The 14280-nt window shown below is 70.6% G+C and carries 14 protein-coding genes; 13 read left to right on the top strand and 1 reads right to left on the bottom strand.

All coding sequences use genetic code 11. From position 1 onward, the window contains the following. Positions 1-25 precede the first annotated feature (25 nt). Both GGE06_RS23195 and GGE06_RS23190 read left to right on the top strand, forming a co-directional pair. The gene (locus GGE06_RS23195) at positions 26-703 is read left to right on the top strand and encodes an ABC transporter ATP-binding protein (RefSeq protein WP_312883250.1); all 678 of its coding nucleotides are present in this window, start codon (positions 26-28) and stop codon (positions 701-703) included. A 113-nt stretch (positions 704-816) separates the two neighbouring features. Continuing rightward, positions 817-2031, top strand: a complete 1215-nt coding sequence (locus GGE06_RS23190; RefSeq protein ID WP_312883249.1) for an ABC transporter permease — start codon at positions 817-819, stop codon at positions 2029-2031. A gap of 102 nt (positions 2032-2133) precedes the next feature. Here the strand turns inward: GGE06_RS23190 and GGE06_RS23185 are convergent, their stop codons facing one another. Further along, entirely contained in the window at positions 2134-3009 is an 876-nt protein-coding gene (locus tag GGE06_RS23185) for a C40 family peptidase (protein WP_116159448.1), read from the bottom strand. 670 nt (positions 3010-3679) lie between these two features. Here GGE06_RS23185 and GGE06_RS23180 point away from each other — a divergent pair. From GGE06_RS23180 to nuoK, 11 genes are read left to right on the top strand one after another with little or no spacing between them, the layout of a single operon-like run. Then, positions 3680-4039: an NADH-quinone oxidoreductase subunit A gene (locus tag GGE06_RS23180; protein ID WP_053644853.1), complete on the top strand. Its 360-nt coding sequence runs from the start codon at positions 3680-3682 to the stop codon at positions 4037-4039. Positions 4040-4056: 17 nt separating this feature from the next. Next, positions 4057-4611, top strand: a complete 555-nt coding sequence (locus GGE06_RS23175; protein ID WP_116159447.1) for a NuoB/complex I 20 kDa subunit family protein — start codon at positions 4057-4059, stop codon at positions 4609-4611. Beyond that, entirely contained in the window at positions 4608-5339 is a 732-nt protein-coding gene (locus tag GGE06_RS23170) for an NADH-quinone oxidoreductase subunit C (RefSeq protein ID WP_116159446.1), read from the top strand. Before GGE06_RS23175 ends, GGE06_RS23170 begins: the two co-directional genes overlap by 4 nt. Further along, the gene (locus GGE06_RS23165; protein WP_116159445.1) at positions 5339-6661 is read left to right on the top strand and encodes an NADH-quinone oxidoreductase subunit D; all 1323 of its coding nucleotides are present in this window, start codon (positions 5339-5341) and stop codon (positions 6659-6661) included. Before GGE06_RS23170 ends, GGE06_RS23165 begins: the two co-directional genes overlap by 1 nt. Next, positions 6658-7398: an NADH-quinone oxidoreductase subunit NuoE gene (gene nuoE / locus GGE06_RS23160; protein WP_116159444.1), complete on the top strand. Its 741-nt coding sequence runs from the start codon at positions 6658-6660 to the stop codon at positions 7396-7398. Before GGE06_RS23165 ends, nuoE begins: the two co-directional genes overlap by 4 nt. Next, entirely contained in the window at positions 7395-8747 is a 1353-nt protein-coding gene (nuoF, locus tag GGE06_RS23155) for an NADH-quinone oxidoreductase subunit NuoF (protein WP_181924547.1), read from the top strand. The genes nuoE and nuoF overlap by 4 nt, the downstream gene beginning before the upstream one ends. After that, positions 8744-11227: an NADH-quinone oxidoreductase subunit G gene (locus tag GGE06_RS23150; RefSeq protein WP_184931584.1), complete on the top strand. Its 2484-nt coding sequence runs from the start codon at positions 8744-8746 to the stop codon at positions 11225-11227. Before nuoF ends, GGE06_RS23150 begins: the two co-directional genes overlap by 4 nt. Then, a complete protein-coding gene (gene nuoH / locus GGE06_RS23145; RefSeq protein ID WP_116159441.1) occupies positions 11224-12588 on the top strand; it encodes an NADH-quinone oxidoreductase subunit NuoH in 1365 nt (454 codons plus the stop codon). The genes GGE06_RS23150 and nuoH overlap by 4 nt, the downstream gene beginning before the upstream one ends. Beyond that, positions 12581-13159 (top strand): NADH-quinone oxidoreductase subunit NuoI, encoded by a 579-nt coding sequence (gene nuoI, locus GGE06_RS23140; RefSeq protein ID WP_181924546.1) that lies wholly within the window; start codon positions 12581-12583, stop codon positions 13157-13159. Before nuoH ends, nuoI begins: the two co-directional genes overlap by 8 nt. Beyond that, on the top strand, positions 13156-13974 hold the full coding sequence (locus GGE06_RS23135) for an NADH-quinone oxidoreductase subunit J (protein ID WP_116159439.1): 819 nt from the start codon (positions 13156-13158) through the stop codon (positions 13972-13974). The genes nuoI and GGE06_RS23135 overlap by 4 nt, the downstream gene beginning before the upstream one ends. Continuing rightward, entirely contained in the window at positions 13971-14270 is a 300-nt protein-coding gene (gene nuoK, locus GGE06_RS23130) for an NADH-quinone oxidoreductase subunit NuoK (RefSeq protein WP_055599014.1), read from the top strand. The genes GGE06_RS23135 and nuoK overlap by 4 nt, the downstream gene beginning before the upstream one ends. Positions 14271-14280 lie beyond the last annotated feature (10 nt).

Below are 14280 nucleotides of genomic sequence, written 5' to 3'. Positions count from 1 at the left end.
CACGGGCGATCAGGACGTCCCCGTCATCGAGTTCCGGGGGGTGAGCCTGACCTACCCGGGCCCGCCGCCCGTCGCCGCCCTGAGACCGTGCGAACTCACCGTCCACCGCGGCGAGTTCATCACCGTCGTCGGCCCGTCGGGCTCGGGCAAGTCGACCTTCCTGAACGTCGCGGGGCTCCTCGACGCGCCCACCGGCGGCACGTACCTCCTGGACGGCATCGACACGGCGGCGCTGCGCGACGGAGAACGGACGGCCCTGCGCGGCCGGCGGATCGGCTTCGTCTTCCAGTCCTTCCACCTCCTGCCGCACCGCAGCGCCACCGAGAACGTCACGCTCTCGATGGTGTACTCGGCGGTGCCCCGCGCCGAGCGCCGCGCCCGTGCCCGTACCGCGCTCGAACGGGTGGGGCTCGGCCACCGGGCCGACGCGCTGCCGGGCCGGCTGTCCGGCGGCGAACGCCAGCGGGTGGCCATCGCAAGGGCCCTGGCCGGCCGCCCGTCGCTGCTGCTGTGCGACGAACCGACCGGCAACCTCGACTCGGACAACGCCGGGTCCGTCCTCGACCTGCTGGGCGAGCTGCACGCGTCCGGGATGACGATCGTCGTGATCACCCATGACGCGGAGGTGGCGGAACGCGGGCAGCGCACGGTGACGATCCGCGACGGGATCCTGAGCGAGCCGTCGAGGGAGGCGCGAGCGTGACGCGATCACCGAAGCGCTCTCCGCAGCGATCCCCGAAGCGATCCCCGAAGGGCGAGGCACCCCGCGAAGAGCCCCGCACCGAGCCCCGCGAGAAGTCCCCGAAGCGGCGCCGGGTGGTCGAGCCCTCCCGGCTCGCGGCCCGCGACGTCCTCGCCGAGGCCGTCGCCGGAATGCTCCAGCGGCCGGGGCGCTCGGTCCTGACCGCGCTCGGCACCGTCCTCGGCGTCGGCACGTTCGTGGCGATCCTCGGGCTGACCGCGACGACCTCCTCGCAGATCGACTCGCGGTTCAACGTCCTCACGGCCACCGAGGTGACCGTCGAGGACGTCGCCCGCGACCAGAACGAGTTCGCCGACCCCGCCTTCCCGGCCGACGCGGACGCCCGGATCGAACGGCTCGGCGGCGTCGAGGACGCCGGCGTCTACTGGAACGTCCGCCTGGCGCCCGGCACGGCCGTCCGCTCCGCGCCGGTCGGCGACGGCACGGGCAGCGAGCGGATCGACGTCGTCGCGGCGTCCCCCGGGGCGCTGCGGGCGGCGGAGCCGACGCTCGCCCAGGGCCGCCTGTACGACGAGTTCGCGTCCGGGTCCGCCCAGCCGGTCGCGGTGCTCGGCAAGGCCGTGGCGGACCGGCTCGGCATCACGACCCTGGAGACGAGCCCCGCGGTGTTCATCGGCGACGAGCCGTTCACGGTCGCCGGGATCATCGACGACGTGAAGCGCAGGGCCGACGTCCTGATGTCGGTCACCGTGCCCCGGACGACCGCCGAGAAGCTGTGGGGGCCGCCGCAGCAGGGCGACGCGAAGATGCTGATCACGACCGCGACGGGCGCGGCCGCCCAGATCGCGCGGGAGGCGCCGGTCGCGCTGCGCCCGGACCATCCGGAGTACCTGAAGGCCGTCCCGCCGCCGGACCCCAGGACCCTGCGTGCGGGCGTGACCGACGACCTCGACCAGCTGTTCCTGCTCCTCGCGGCGGTCTCGCTGGTGATCGGCGCGGTCGGGATCGCCAACACGACGCTCGTGGCGGTGCTCGAACGGACCGGTGAGATCGGTCTGAGGCGGGCCCTCGGCGCCCGGGGCCGCCACATCACCGTCCAGTTCCTCACGGAATCGGGTGCTCTGGGCACGATGGGCGGGCTCGTCGGTACGGCCCTCGGGGTGTCCACGGTGATCGCGGTGGCGCTCGTACGGGACTGGACGCCGGTGATGCACACGGGGACGGTCGTCGCGGCCCCGGCCGTCGGCCTGGTCACGGGTGTCGTCGCCGGCCTCTACCCGGCCTGGCGGGCCTCGCGGATCGAGCCGGCGGAGGCGCTGCGCCGCTAGGGCCTGTCTGACCATTCGCGTCGGATCAGGCCCTAGCCTCCGGTACGCCGAAGGGCCGTCGCTCCCCCGAGGAGTGACGGCCCTTCGACGTGAGCGGGACGATCAGAGGATGCGGACGGCGCCCGAGGGGGTGTCCCAGTCCATGGTGTGCTCGACCACGCCGGAGGACGGGTTCTGCGCGCCGACGTACTTGCCGCCGCCGACGTAGATGGCGACGTGGTACGAGCCGCTGCGGCTGCCCCAGTACAGGACGTCGCCCGGCTGGAGGTTGCTCAGGGAGACCTCGGTGCCCATGCTCGACTGCTGGTACGAGATGCGGGGCAGGTCGATGCCGGCCGCGCGGTAGGCGGCCTGGACGAGGCCGGAGCAGTCCCAGGAGTTGGGGCCGGTGCCGCCGGAGACGTAGGCGTCGCCGATCTGGGCGCGGGCGAAGGCCACGATCGTGGCGGCGGCGCCGGAGGGGGCCTGCGTCTGGCTGCCGCTGTCGGAGGCGGTGGAGCCGCCGTCGGACGAGGAGCCGCCGTCGTTCGAGGAGCTCGTGGAGGTGAGCTGGGTGCGGGCGCTGTCGCGCGAGGCGCGCGCCGCGGCCTCCTGGCGCTCCTTCTCGGCCTTGAGGCGGGCCTCTTCGGCGCGCTCGGCCGCGGCCTTGCGCTCGGCCTCGGCCTTGGCCTTCTTGGCCTCCTTGGCGGCCTTCTGCAGGGCCGCGTCCTCCTGGGTCTGGAGGCTCTGGTCGAGGGCCTCCTGCTGGGAGGCCTCGGCGGAGGCGGCGACGGCGCTGGCGAGGCCGCCGGCGGCGTCGAGGGAGCCCAGGGTGGGCATTTCGATGGTCTCGGTCACCGGCTCGGCATTCGCCGGCCCGGCAGCACCGGCCACCGCGATGGTGCCGAGGACGCCACCGGCAACTCCGGCGCGGAGCGCCATCTTCGAGGCGCTGCGGCGGGGCTTCCGGTGGCTGGGTATGTGAGCGGTGTGGGACATGGGAACAACCGCTATCAGGGCTTCACGGTTCCCTTCAAGAAACGTGCGTTGCGCCACAGTTAGGTTTGGAGGCGCCGAATCCGCTTCTCTGGCGCCCTTATTGACGCCGTAACGGGCAAATCGGGCAGCGCTCATCCGGCCCTTGATCACGGGTTTTCAATGAAAAGCCCGAATTGCCCGACGCTTACCACCTCTTGACGCCGATGGCCAAGCCCCCTTCTTTTCGGGACTCCCGCGACGTGACGCAGATCACGTTATCGCCCCGTGACCATTCGTGAATCCGTGCACGCGTCCACTTCCGTACGCGACAACCCCCGACCGGGCGATGGGCAGTTCCTTTATCACCCGGATGCGTCCAGTGCCAATTTGCCTGCATGGGCCAACACTTGATAGTGCGACACCCCTTCCGAGCAGCGATTTCCGGTACGGATGTCACATCTGGTGACTACCTGGGCGCTTCGCGTAACAAGGTCATCGCTCATCCGACTTCATGATCCTTCGCCTGGTGGTGGAGATCACAAACTCCTTGCTGTACCCCGTGTCGCAGATCACAGAGGGGCGGGCATAAGATGCGGGGCAGTCGGGCTTGTGAACTGCCTCACATGGGGGCGATCTTTCACAGCCGGCGGTGCGGTCCAACGGTCAAGGACGACTGGAAGGAGCGAGGAGCGTGAATGCGTACGCGCCCGTCCTCGTGCTCGGTGCCCTGGGTGCGGGGTTTGCGATCTTCTCCGTGGTCATGGCCACGCTTATCGGGCCAAAGCGGTACAACAGGGCAAAGCTTGAGGCGTACGAGTGCGGCATCGAACCGACGCCCACTCCCGCCGGGGGCGGCCGCTTCCCGATCAAGTACTACCTGACGGCGATGCTCTTCATCGTCTTCGACATCGAGATCGTCTTCCTCTACCCCTGGGCCGTCACCTTCGACGCCCTGGGGATTTTCGGGCTCGTGGAGATGCTGCTCTTCGTGCTCACCGTCTTCGTCGCCTACGCGTACGTGTGGCGGCGCGGCGGCCTGGAATGGGACTGAGGGGCTGAGGGGCACCTATGGGACTCGAAGAGAAACTCCCGAGCGGCTTTCTGCTGACGACGGTCGAACAGGCCGCGGGCTGGGTGCGCAAGGCGTCCGTGTTCCCCGCGACCTTCGGCCTCGCCTGCTGCGCCATCGAGATGATGACCACCGGAGCCGGCCGGTACGACCTGGCCCGCTTCGGCATGGAGGTCTTCCGCGGCTCGCCGCGCCAGGCCGACCTGATGATCGTGGCCGGCCGGGTCAGCCAGAAGATGGCGCCCGTCCTGAGGCAGGTCTACGACCAGATGCCCAGCCCCAAGTGGGTCATCTCCATGGGCGTCTGCGCCTCCTCGGGCGGCATGTTCAACAACTACGCGATCGTGCAGGGCGTCGACCACATCGTGCCGGTCGACATCTACCTGCCCGGTTGCCCGCCGCGTCCGGAGATGCTCCTGGACGCGATCCTCAAGCTCCACCAGAAGATCCAGTCCTCCAAGCTCGGCGTGAACGCCGAGGAGGCGGCCCGCGAGGCGGAGGAGGCGGCGCTCAAGGCGCTGCCGACGATCGAGTTGAAGGGTCTGCTCCGTTGAGTGACGAAACCCCGAACCCCGAGAAGGAGCTGAGCGGGCAGAACCTGCCCGGCCAGCGCGGGGACCACGGCGAGGAGGTCCGCGTCCAGCGCGGCATGTTCGGCGCCAACAACGGCGGCGACACCTCCGGCTACGGCGGCCTCGTCCGCTCCGTCCGGCTCCCCGGCCCCGCCGCCCGCCCCTACGGCGGCTGGTTCGACGAGGTCGCCGACGAGCTGGAGGGCGCTCTGGAGGAGCAGGGCCTCCTGCCCGAGAACGCCATCGAGAAGACGGTCGTCGACCGCGGCGAGCTCACCTTCCACATCGAGCGCGAGCACCTCGTCCGCGTGGCCCGCACCCTGCGCGACGACCCGGCGCTCCGCTTCGAGCTCTGCACGGGCGTCTCCGGCGTCCACTACCCGGGCGACAAGGGCCGCGAGCTGCACGCCGTCTACCACCTGCGCTCGATCACCCACGGCCGGCTGATCCGCCTGGAGGTCTCGGCCCCGGACGCCGAGCCGCGCATCCCGTCCCTCGTCGCCGTCTACCCGACGAACGACTGGCACGAGCGCGAGACGTACGACTTCTTCGGCATCGTCTTCGACGGCCACCCCGCCCTCACCCGGATCATGATGCCGGACGACTGGCAGGGCCACCCGCAGCGCAAGGACTACCCCCTCGGCGGCATCGCCATCGAGTACAAGGGCGCCCAGATCCCGGCTCCGGACCAGCGGAGGTCGTACAGCTGATGTCCACCGAACACGCGTCTCCGCGAGAGACCACAGAGGGCGCCGTCTACACGGTGACCGGCGGCGACTGGGAAGAGGTCGTCCAGTCCGCCGCGAAGGCCGACGACGAGCGCATCATCGTCAACATGGGCCCCCAGCACCCGTCCACCCACGGCGTGCTCCGCCTGATCCTGGAGATCGACGGCGAGACCGTCACCGAGGCCCGCTGCGGCATCGGCTACCTCCACACCGGCATCGAGAAGAACCTCGAGTACCGGACCTGGACGCAGGGCACCACCTTCGTCACGCGCATGGACTACCTCACCTCGTTCTACAACGAGACGGCGTACTGCCTCGGCGTGGAGAAGCTCCTCGGCATCACCGAGCAGATCCCGGACCGCGCCAGCGTCATCCGGGTCATGCTCATGGAGCTCAACCGGCTCTCCTCGCACCTGGTGTGCATCGCCACCGGCGGCATGGAGCTCGGCGCCACCACGATCATGATCTACGGCTTCCGGGACCGCGAGATGATCCTGGACCTGTACGAGCTGATCACCGGCCTGCGCATGAACCACGCGTTCATCCGCCCCGGCGGCCTCGCCCAGGACCTGCCGCCCGGCGCCGTCGACGCCGTGCGCGAGTTCGTGAAGACCATGAAGAAGAACCTGCCGGAGTACGACAAGCTCGCCACCGGCAACCCGATCTTCAAGGCCCGCATGCAGGACGTCGGCTACCTCGACCTCACCGGCTGCATGGCCCTCGGCGCGACCGGACCGATCCTCCGGTCGGCGGGCCTCCCGCACGACCTGCGCAAGACCGACCCGTACTGCGGCTACGAGAACTACGAGTTCGACGTCCCGACCGCCGACACCTGCGACTCCTACGGACGCTTCCTCGTCCGCCTGGAGGAGATGCGGCAGTCCCTGCGGATCGTCGAGCAGTGCCTCGACCGCCTGGCGCCGGGACCGGTCATGGTCGGCGACAAGAAGATCGCCTGGCCCGCGCAGCTCGCCCTGGGCACCGACGGCCTCGGCAACTCCATGGACCACATCGCGAAGATCATGGGCACCTCCATGGAGGCCCTGATCCACCACTTCAAGCTGGTCACCGAGGGCTTCCGGGTCCCCGCCGGGCAGGCCTACGCGGCCGTCGAGTCCCCCAAGGGCGAGCTCGGCGTGCACGTGGTCTCGGACGGCGGCACCCGCCCGTACCGGGTCCACTTCCGCGACCCGTCCTTCACCAACCTCCAGGCCATGGCCGCGATGTGCGAGGGCGGCCAGGTCGCCGACGTCATCGTCGCCGTCGCCTCCATCGACCCCGTGATGGGAGGCGTCGACCGATGACCGACAACGTCAGCCTGGGGATGCCCAAGCTCCCCGCGCCCCCGTACCCGGCGGACGTCCACGCCCGCCTGGCGGAGGACGCGAAGGCGATCATCGACCGCTACCCGGACTCCCGCTCCGCGCTCCTGCCGATGCTGCACCTCGTGCAGTCGGAGGAGGGCCACGTGACCCGCACCGGCATGGCGTTCTGCGCCGAGACCCTCGGCCTGACCACCGCCGAGGTCACCGCCGTCGCCACCTTCTACACGATGTACCGGCGCAAGCCCTCCGGCGACTACCAGGTCGGCGTCTGCACGAACACGCTGTGCGCGGTCATGGGCGGCGACGCCATCTTCGAGGAGCTGAAGGCCCATCTCGGCGTCGGGAACGACGAGACCACCGAGGACGGCAAGATCACCCTCGAACACATCGAGTGCAACGCGGCCTGCGACTTCGCGCCCGTCGTGATGGTCAACTGGGAGTTCTTCGACAACCAGACGCCCGAGTCCGCCAAGAAGATGGTCGACGACCTCCGCGCCGGACGCACCGTCGAACCCACCCGCGGCGCCCCGCTCTGCACCTTCAAGGAGACCGCCCGCATCCTCGCCGGCTTCCCCGACGAGCGCCCCGGCGCCGTCGAGGCCACCGGCGGCGCCGGCCCCGCCTCCCTCGTGGGCCTGCGCCTGGCCAAGGGCGAGAAGCCGCAGCACCGAATCGTCCACCCGCGTGGTGAGACCTCCGGACAGGAGGGGGAGTGATGACCTTGGCCGCCGAGATCAACAACAGCAGCCCCGAGAAGCTCCTGGCGCCCGTCCTGTCGGCCTTCTGGGACCAGCCCGACTCCTGGACCCTGGAGACCTACGAGCGACACGAGGGCTACCAGGGCCTCAAGAAGGCCCTCGCGATGAGCCCCGACGACCTCATCGCGTACGTCAAGGAATCCGGCCTCCGCGGACGCGGCGGCGCCGGCTTCCCCACCGGCATGAAGTGGCAGTTCATCCCGCAGGGCGACGGCAAGCCGCACTACCTCGTCGTCAACGCCGACGAGTCCGAGCCCGGCACCTGCAAGGACATCCCCCTCCTCTTCGCCAACCCGCACTCCCTCATCGAGGGCATCGTGATCGCCTGCTACGCGATCCGCTCGAACCACGCCTTCATCTACCTGCGCGGCGAGGTCGTCCCCGTCCTCCGCCGCCTCCACGAGGCCGTCCGCGAGGCCTACGCCGCCGGCTACCTCGGCACGAACATCCTCGGCCGCGGACTCGACCTCGACCTCACCGTCCACGCCGGCGCCGGCGCGTACATCTGCGGTGAGGAGACCGCGCTGCTCGACTCGCTCGAAGGGCGCCGCGGCCAGCCCCGGCTGCGCCCGCCCTTCCCCGCGGTCGCCGGTCTGTACGCCTGCCCCACCGTGGTGAACAACGTCGAATCCATCGCGTCGGTTCCCGCGATCCTGAACAAGGGCAAGGACTGGTTCACGTCCATGGGGACGGAGAAGTCCCCCGGCTTCACCCTCTACTCGCTCAGCGGGCACGTCGCCTCGCCCGGCCAGTACGAGGCCCCCCTCGGCATCACCCTGCGCCAGCTCCTCGACATGAGCGGCGGCATGCGGCCCGGCCACCGGCTCAAGTTCTGGACGCCCGGCGGCTCCTCCACCCCGATGTTCACCGACGAGCACCTCGACGTGCCCCTCGACTACGAGGGCGTCGGCGCCGCCGGATCGATGCTCGGCACCAAGGCGCTCCAGTGCTTCGACGAGACCACCTGCGTCGTCCGGGCCGTCACCCGCTGGACCGAGTTCTACGCCCACGAGTCCTGCGGCAAGTGCACGCCCTGCCGCGAGGGCACGTACTGGCTCGTCCAGCTGCTCCGCGACATCGAGGCCGGCAAGGGCGTCATGTCCGACCTCGACAAGCTCAACGACATCGCCGACAACATCAACGGCAAGTCGTTCTGCGCCCTCGGCGACGGCGCCGCCTCGCCGATCTTCTCCTCGCTGAAGTACTTCCGCGAGGAGTACGAGCAGCACATCACGGGCAAGGGCTGCCCCTTCGACCCGGCCAAATCGACCGCCTGGGCGGACAACCACAAGGAGGTGACCGCATGACCGTCATCGCGAACACCCCCAGCGGAGGCGGCAGCCCGGCCGTACCGCCCGAGGACCTGGTCACGCTGACCATCGACGGCGCCGAGATCTCCGTCCCCAAGGGGACGCTGGTCATCCGCGCCGCCGAACAGCTCGGCATCGAGATCCCGCGCTTCTGCGACCACCCCCTCCTCGACCCCGCCGGCGCCTGCCGCCAGTGCATCGTCGAGGTCGAGGGCCAGCGCAAGCCGATGGCCTCCTGCACCATCACCTGCACCGACGGCATGGTCGTCAGGTCGCAGCTCACCAGCCCCGTCGCCGAGAAGGCCCAGCACGGGGTGATGGAGCTGCTGCTCATCAACCACCCCCTCGACTGCCCCGTCTGCGACAAGGGCGGCGAGTGCCCCCTGCAGAACCAGGCCATGTCCCACGGACAGGCCGAGTCCCGCTTCGAGGGCGTCAAGCGGACGTACGAGAAGCCGGTCGCGATCTCCACCCAGGTGCTGCTCGACCGCGAGCGGTGCGTCCTGTGCGCCCGCTGCACCCGCTTCTCCAACCAGGTCGCGGGCGACCCGATGATCGAGCTCATCGAGCGCGGCGCGCTCCAGCAGGTCGGCACCGGCGAGGGCGACCCCTTCGAGTCGTACTTCTCCGGCAACACCATCCAGATCTGCCCCGTCGGCGCCCTCACCTCGGCCGCCTACCGCTTCCGCTCCCGCCCCTTCGACCTGGTCTCCTCGCCGTCCGTCTGCGAGCACTGCGCCGGCGGCTGCGCCACCCGCACCGACCACCGGCGCGGCAAGGTCATGCGGCGGCTCGCCGCCGAGGACCCGGAGGTCAACGAGGAGTGGATCTGCGACAAGGGCCGCTTCGGCTTCCGGTACGCCCAGCAGCGCGACCGGCTGACCACGCCGCTCGTCCGGAACCCCGACACCGGTGAGCTGGAGGCGGCGTCCTGGCCCGAGGCCCTGGAGGCCGCGGCCAACGGGCTCGTCCGCGGCCGGACCGGCGTCCTGACCGGCGGGCGCCTCACCGTCGAGGACTCCTACGCGTACGCCAAGTTCGCGCGGGTCGCCCTCGACACCAACGACATCGACTTCCGGGCCCGGATCCACTCCGGCGAGGAGGCCGACTTCCTGGCCTCCACCGTCGCCGGGCGCGGACGCGACCTGGACGGCTCGGGTGTCACGTACACCTCGCTCGAAGCCGCCCCGGCCGTGCTCCTGGTCGGCCTGGAGTCCGAGGAGGAGGCCCCCGGCGTCTTCCTGCGGCTCCGCAAGGCCTGGCGCAAGCGCGGCCAGAAGACGTACGCCATCGCCTCGTTCGCGACCCGGGGCCTGACGAAGGCCGGCGGCACGCTGCTGCCCGCCGCGCCCGGCACCGAGACCGATTGGCTCGACGCCCTCACCTCCCGCGTCGGCCTCGCCGGCGAAGGCGCCGACGCGGCCGAGGCCCTCCGCCAGGACGGCGCCGTCCTCGCCGTCGGCGAGCGGCTCGCGGGCGTGCCCGGCGCGCTCACCGCCGCCCTGCGCGCCTCGGCCGCCACCGGCGCCCGCCTCGTGTGGATCCCGCGCCGCGCCGGCGAGCGCGGCGCCGTCGAGGCGGGGGCGCTCCCCGCGCTGCTGCCCGGCGGGCGGCCCGCGACCGATCCCCGCGCGCGTGAGGAGGTCGCCGCCGCCTGGGGCGTCCGCGAACTCCCGCACCGCTACGGCCGCGACACCGGCCAGATCGTGGAGGCCGCGGCCGGCGGAGAGCTCGCCGCGCTGCTCGTCGCCGGCGTCGAGGTCGCCGACCTGCCGGACCCGGCACGCGCGCGCGAGGCCCTCGACACGGCGTTCGTGGTCTCCCTGGAGCTGCGGCCCGGCGAGGTCACCGAGCGCGCCGACGTGATCCTGCCGGTCGCGGCCGTCGCCGAGAAGTCCGGCACCTTCCTCAACTGGGAGGGCAGGGCCCGGCTCTTCGAGGCCGCGCTCAAGCCCGAGCAGATGACGAGGCCGCTCGCCCCGAGCGACGCCCGCGTCCTGCACATGCTGGCCGACGCCCTCGACGTCCACCTCGGCCTGCCCGACCTGCGGTCGGCCCGCCGGGAGCTGGACCGGCTCGGCGGCTGGACCGAGGAGCGGGCCACCGAGCCCAGCTCGCCCGCGCAGCCGGCGCCCCGGCCCGGCGACGGCGAGGCCGTCCTCGCCGGACACCGCCTCCTGCTCGACCTCGGCCGGCTCCAGGAGGGCGACACCGCCCTCGCCGGCACGCGGCACGCGGCGGTCGCCCGGCTCTCCGCCGCCACCGCCGCCGACACCGGCGTCAAGGACGGCGACGTCCTGGAGGTGACCGGCCCCACGGGCTCCGTCGCCTTCCCGCTCCAGGTCACCGACATGCCCGACCGGGTCGTCTGGCTCCCCCTGAACTCCACGGGCCGAGGCGTCCTCTCCGACACGGGCGCCCACCCCGGCGACCTGGTCCGCATCGGCCCGGCGACCCCGCAGGAGGTGCAGGCATGACCCCGAACGTCCTGGCGGCAGAGGACCTGTCCATGTTCGGCACGGACCCCTGGTGGCTCGTGCTCGTCAAGGCCGTCTTCTGCTTCGCCTTCCTGATGGTCACCGTGCTCTTCTCCATCGTGTGGGAGCGCAAGGTCGTCGCCTGGATGCAGCTGCGCATCGGCCCCAACCGGCACGGCCCCTGGGGTCTCCTCCAGTCCCTCGCGGACGGCGTCAAGCTGATGCTCAAGGAGGACGTGATCGTCAAGAAGGCCGACAAGGTCGTCTACGTCCTCGCCCCGATCATCGCCGCGATCCCCGCGTTCATGGCGATCGCCGTGATCCCGTTCGGCCCGGCCGACGACCAGGTCTCGATCTTCGGGCACCGGACGGCGATGCAGCTGACCGACCTGCCGATCGCGATGCTGTACGTCCTCGCGGTCGCCTCCGTCGGCATCTACGGCATCGTCCTCGCCGGCTGGTCCTCGGGCTCCACGTACCCGCTGCTCGGCGGCCTGCGGTCCTGCGCGCAGATGATCTCGTACGAGATCGCCATGGGCGCGGCCTTCGCCTCCGTCTTCCTCTACTCCGGGTCGATGTCGACCTCGAAGATCGTCGAGGCGCAGGCGGACCGCTGGTTCGTGATCCTGCTGCCGGTCTCGTTCATCATCTACATCGTCACGATGGTCGGCGAGACGAACCGCGCCCCGTTCGACATGCCGGAGTCCGAGGGCGACCTCGTCGGCGGCTTCAACACCGAGTACTCGTCCATCAAGTTCGCGATGTTCATGCTCGCCGAGTACGTGAACATGGTGACGGTCTCGGCCGTGTCGGTGACCCTCTTCCTGGGCGGCTGGCGGGCCCCGTACCCGATCTCCACGTTCTGGGAGGGCGCGAACCACGGCTGGTGGCCGATGCTCTGGTTCGTCATCAAGGTGCAGCTGCTGCTGTTCTTCTTCATCTGGCTCCGCGGCACCCTGCCCCGCGTCCGCTACGACCAGCTGATGAAGCTCGGCTGGAAGGTCCTCATCCCGGTCGCCGTGGTCTGGCTGATGCTGGTCGCCACCGTCCGCGCGCTGCGCAACGAGAACATCGCCTTCTCCAACATCGTGCTGTACGTGGCCGGCGGCGTCCTCGCCCTGCTCCTCCTCTCCTTCCTGTTCGACGCGTTCCGCGACCGGAAGGCGAAGGAGGCCGCGGCCCGGCCCGCCGAGGAGCCGTCCTTCGACCCGATGGCGGGCGGCTTCCCCGTACCGCCCAAGCCCGGACAGTCCCTGCCGCCCGTGCCGCGGCGCAGGCCTCGCCACGAGCGGGACCTCGTTGTCAGTGGCGGCCCCGATACTGCTACCGAGAGTGACGAAAGGGGGACGGACGGTGTCTGATTTCCAGAATCCGGTGGCCGGCTTCGGCGTGACCTTCAAGGCCATGTTCAAGAAGCGGCTGACCGAGCAGTACCCGGAGCAGCAGAAGACGACGGCGCCCCGCTTCCACGGCCGGCACCAGCTCAACCGTCACCCCGACGGTCTGGAGAAGTGCGTCGGCTGCGAGCTGTGCGCCTGGGCCTGTCCCGCCGACGCCATCTACGTGGAGGGCGCGGACAACACGGACGAGGAGCGCTACTCGCCGGGCGAGCGGTACGGCCGCGTCTACCAGATCAACTACGCCCGCTGCATCCTCTGCGGACTGTGCATCGAGGCGTGCCCCACGCGCGCGCTGACGATGACGAACGAGTTCGAACTGGCCGACTCCTCCCGCGAGGCACTGATCTACACCAAGGAGCAGCTCCTCGCGGGTCTCGAGGAGGAGATGGTCGACACGCCGCACGCGATCTTCCCGGGCATGACCGAGCAGGACTACTACCGGGGCCTCGTCACCGGCGCCGCGCCCGGCACCGTCCGTCAGGTCGCCGTGTCCAAGGGGGAGAAGGGCGAGCCGGAGGGGGCGGACGCATGAGCGCGAACCTCGCTGCCTACACGACCTCGACCGGTGAGGCCTTCCAGTTCTGGGTGCTCGGCACCGTCGCCGTCCTCGGCGCGCTGTCCACGGTCCTGATGAAGAAGGCCGTGCACTCGGCGCTCTCCCTCGCCGGGACCATGATCGTCCTGGCGGTCTTCTACCTCGCCAACGGCGCGTACTTCCTCGGCGTCGTCCAGATCGTCGTCTACACCGGCGCGATCATGATGCTCTTCCTCTTCGTCGTCATGCTGGTCGGCGTCACCGCCGCGGACTCGCTGAAGGAGACCATCAAGGGCCAGCGCTGGCTGGCCGCCGCCTGCGGCCTCGGCTTCGGCATCCTGCTCGCGGCCGGCATCGGGAACGCCTCGCTGAAGGACTTCGCCGGACTCGGCACGGCCAACAGCGCGCACGGCGGGAACGTGGAGGGCCTCGCCGCCCTCATCTTCACCAAGTACGTCTTCGCCTTCGAGATCACCGGCGCGCTGCTGATCACGGCGGCCGTCGGCGCGATGGTGCTCACCCACCGGGAGCGGACCGAGCGGGCCCGCACCCAGCGCGAGCTCTCCGAGCAGCGCGTGCGCGAGGGCAAGCACGTCCCGCCGCTGCCGGCACCCGGCGTCTACGCCCGGCACAACGCCGTGGACATTGCCGGTCTCCTGCCCGACGGGACCCCGGCGGAGCTCACCGTCATGCAGACCCTCCGCAAGCGGGGCCAGATCCGGGACGTGTCGAACGAGGCGCTCTCGGACCTCAAGGCCCTGGAGCAGCGCTCGGCCGAGCGCCTGGGCCGCGAAGAGGAGGCCTCCCGGTGAACCCCGTCAACTACCTGTACCTCGCCGCCCTGTTGTTCACCATCGGTGCGGTGGGGGTGCTGATCCGGCGCAACGCGATCGTCGTCTTCATGTGCGTCGAGCTCATGCTCAACGCCTGCAACCTCGCGTTCGTCACCTTCTCCCGCATGCACGGCAACCTCGACGGACAGGTCATCGCCTTCTTCACGATGGTCGTCGCCGCCGCGGAGGTCGTCGTCGGGCTCGCGATCATCGTGTCCGTCTTCCGTGCCCGCCACTCGGCCTCGGTCGACGACGCCAGCCTGATGAAGCTGTGAGGGGCTGACC

The sequence above is a fragment of the Streptomyces nymphaeiformis genome (genome assembly GCF_014203895.1).
Taxonomy (GTDB): domain Bacteria; phylum Actinomycetota; class Actinomycetes; order Streptomycetales; family Streptomycetaceae; genus Streptomyces; species Streptomyces nymphaeiformis.
This window is presented reverse-complemented; position numbering and strand designations above follow the sequence as displayed.

Coding starts and splice junctions, on each gene's coding strand:
- GGE06_RS23175 (WP_116159447.1), top strand. CDS start 4,057: ATGGGACTCGAAGAGAAACTCCCGAGCGGCTTTCTGCTGACGACGGTC.
- GGE06_RS23150 (WP_184931584.1), top strand. CDS start 8,744: ATGACCGTCATCGCGAACACCCCCAGCGGAGGCGGCAGCCCGGCCGTA.
- GGE06_RS23185 (WP_116159448.1), bottom strand. CDS start 3,009: ATGTCCCACACCGCTCACATACCCAGCCACCGGAAGCCCCGCCGCAGC.
- GGE06_RS23135 (WP_116159439.1), top strand. CDS start 13,156: ATGAGCGCGAACCTCGCTGCCTACACGACCTCGACCGGTGAGGCCTTC.
- nuoE (WP_116159444.1), top strand. CDS start 6,658: ATGACCGACAACGTCAGCCTGGGGATGCCCAAGCTCCCCGCGCCCCCG.
- nuoH (WP_116159441.1), top strand. CDS start 11,224: ATGACCCCGAACGTCCTGGCGGCAGAGGACCTGTCCATGTTCGGCACG.
- GGE06_RS23165 (WP_116159445.1), top strand. CDS start 5,339: ATGTCCACCGAACACGCGTCTCCGCGAGAGACCACAGAGGGCGCCGTC.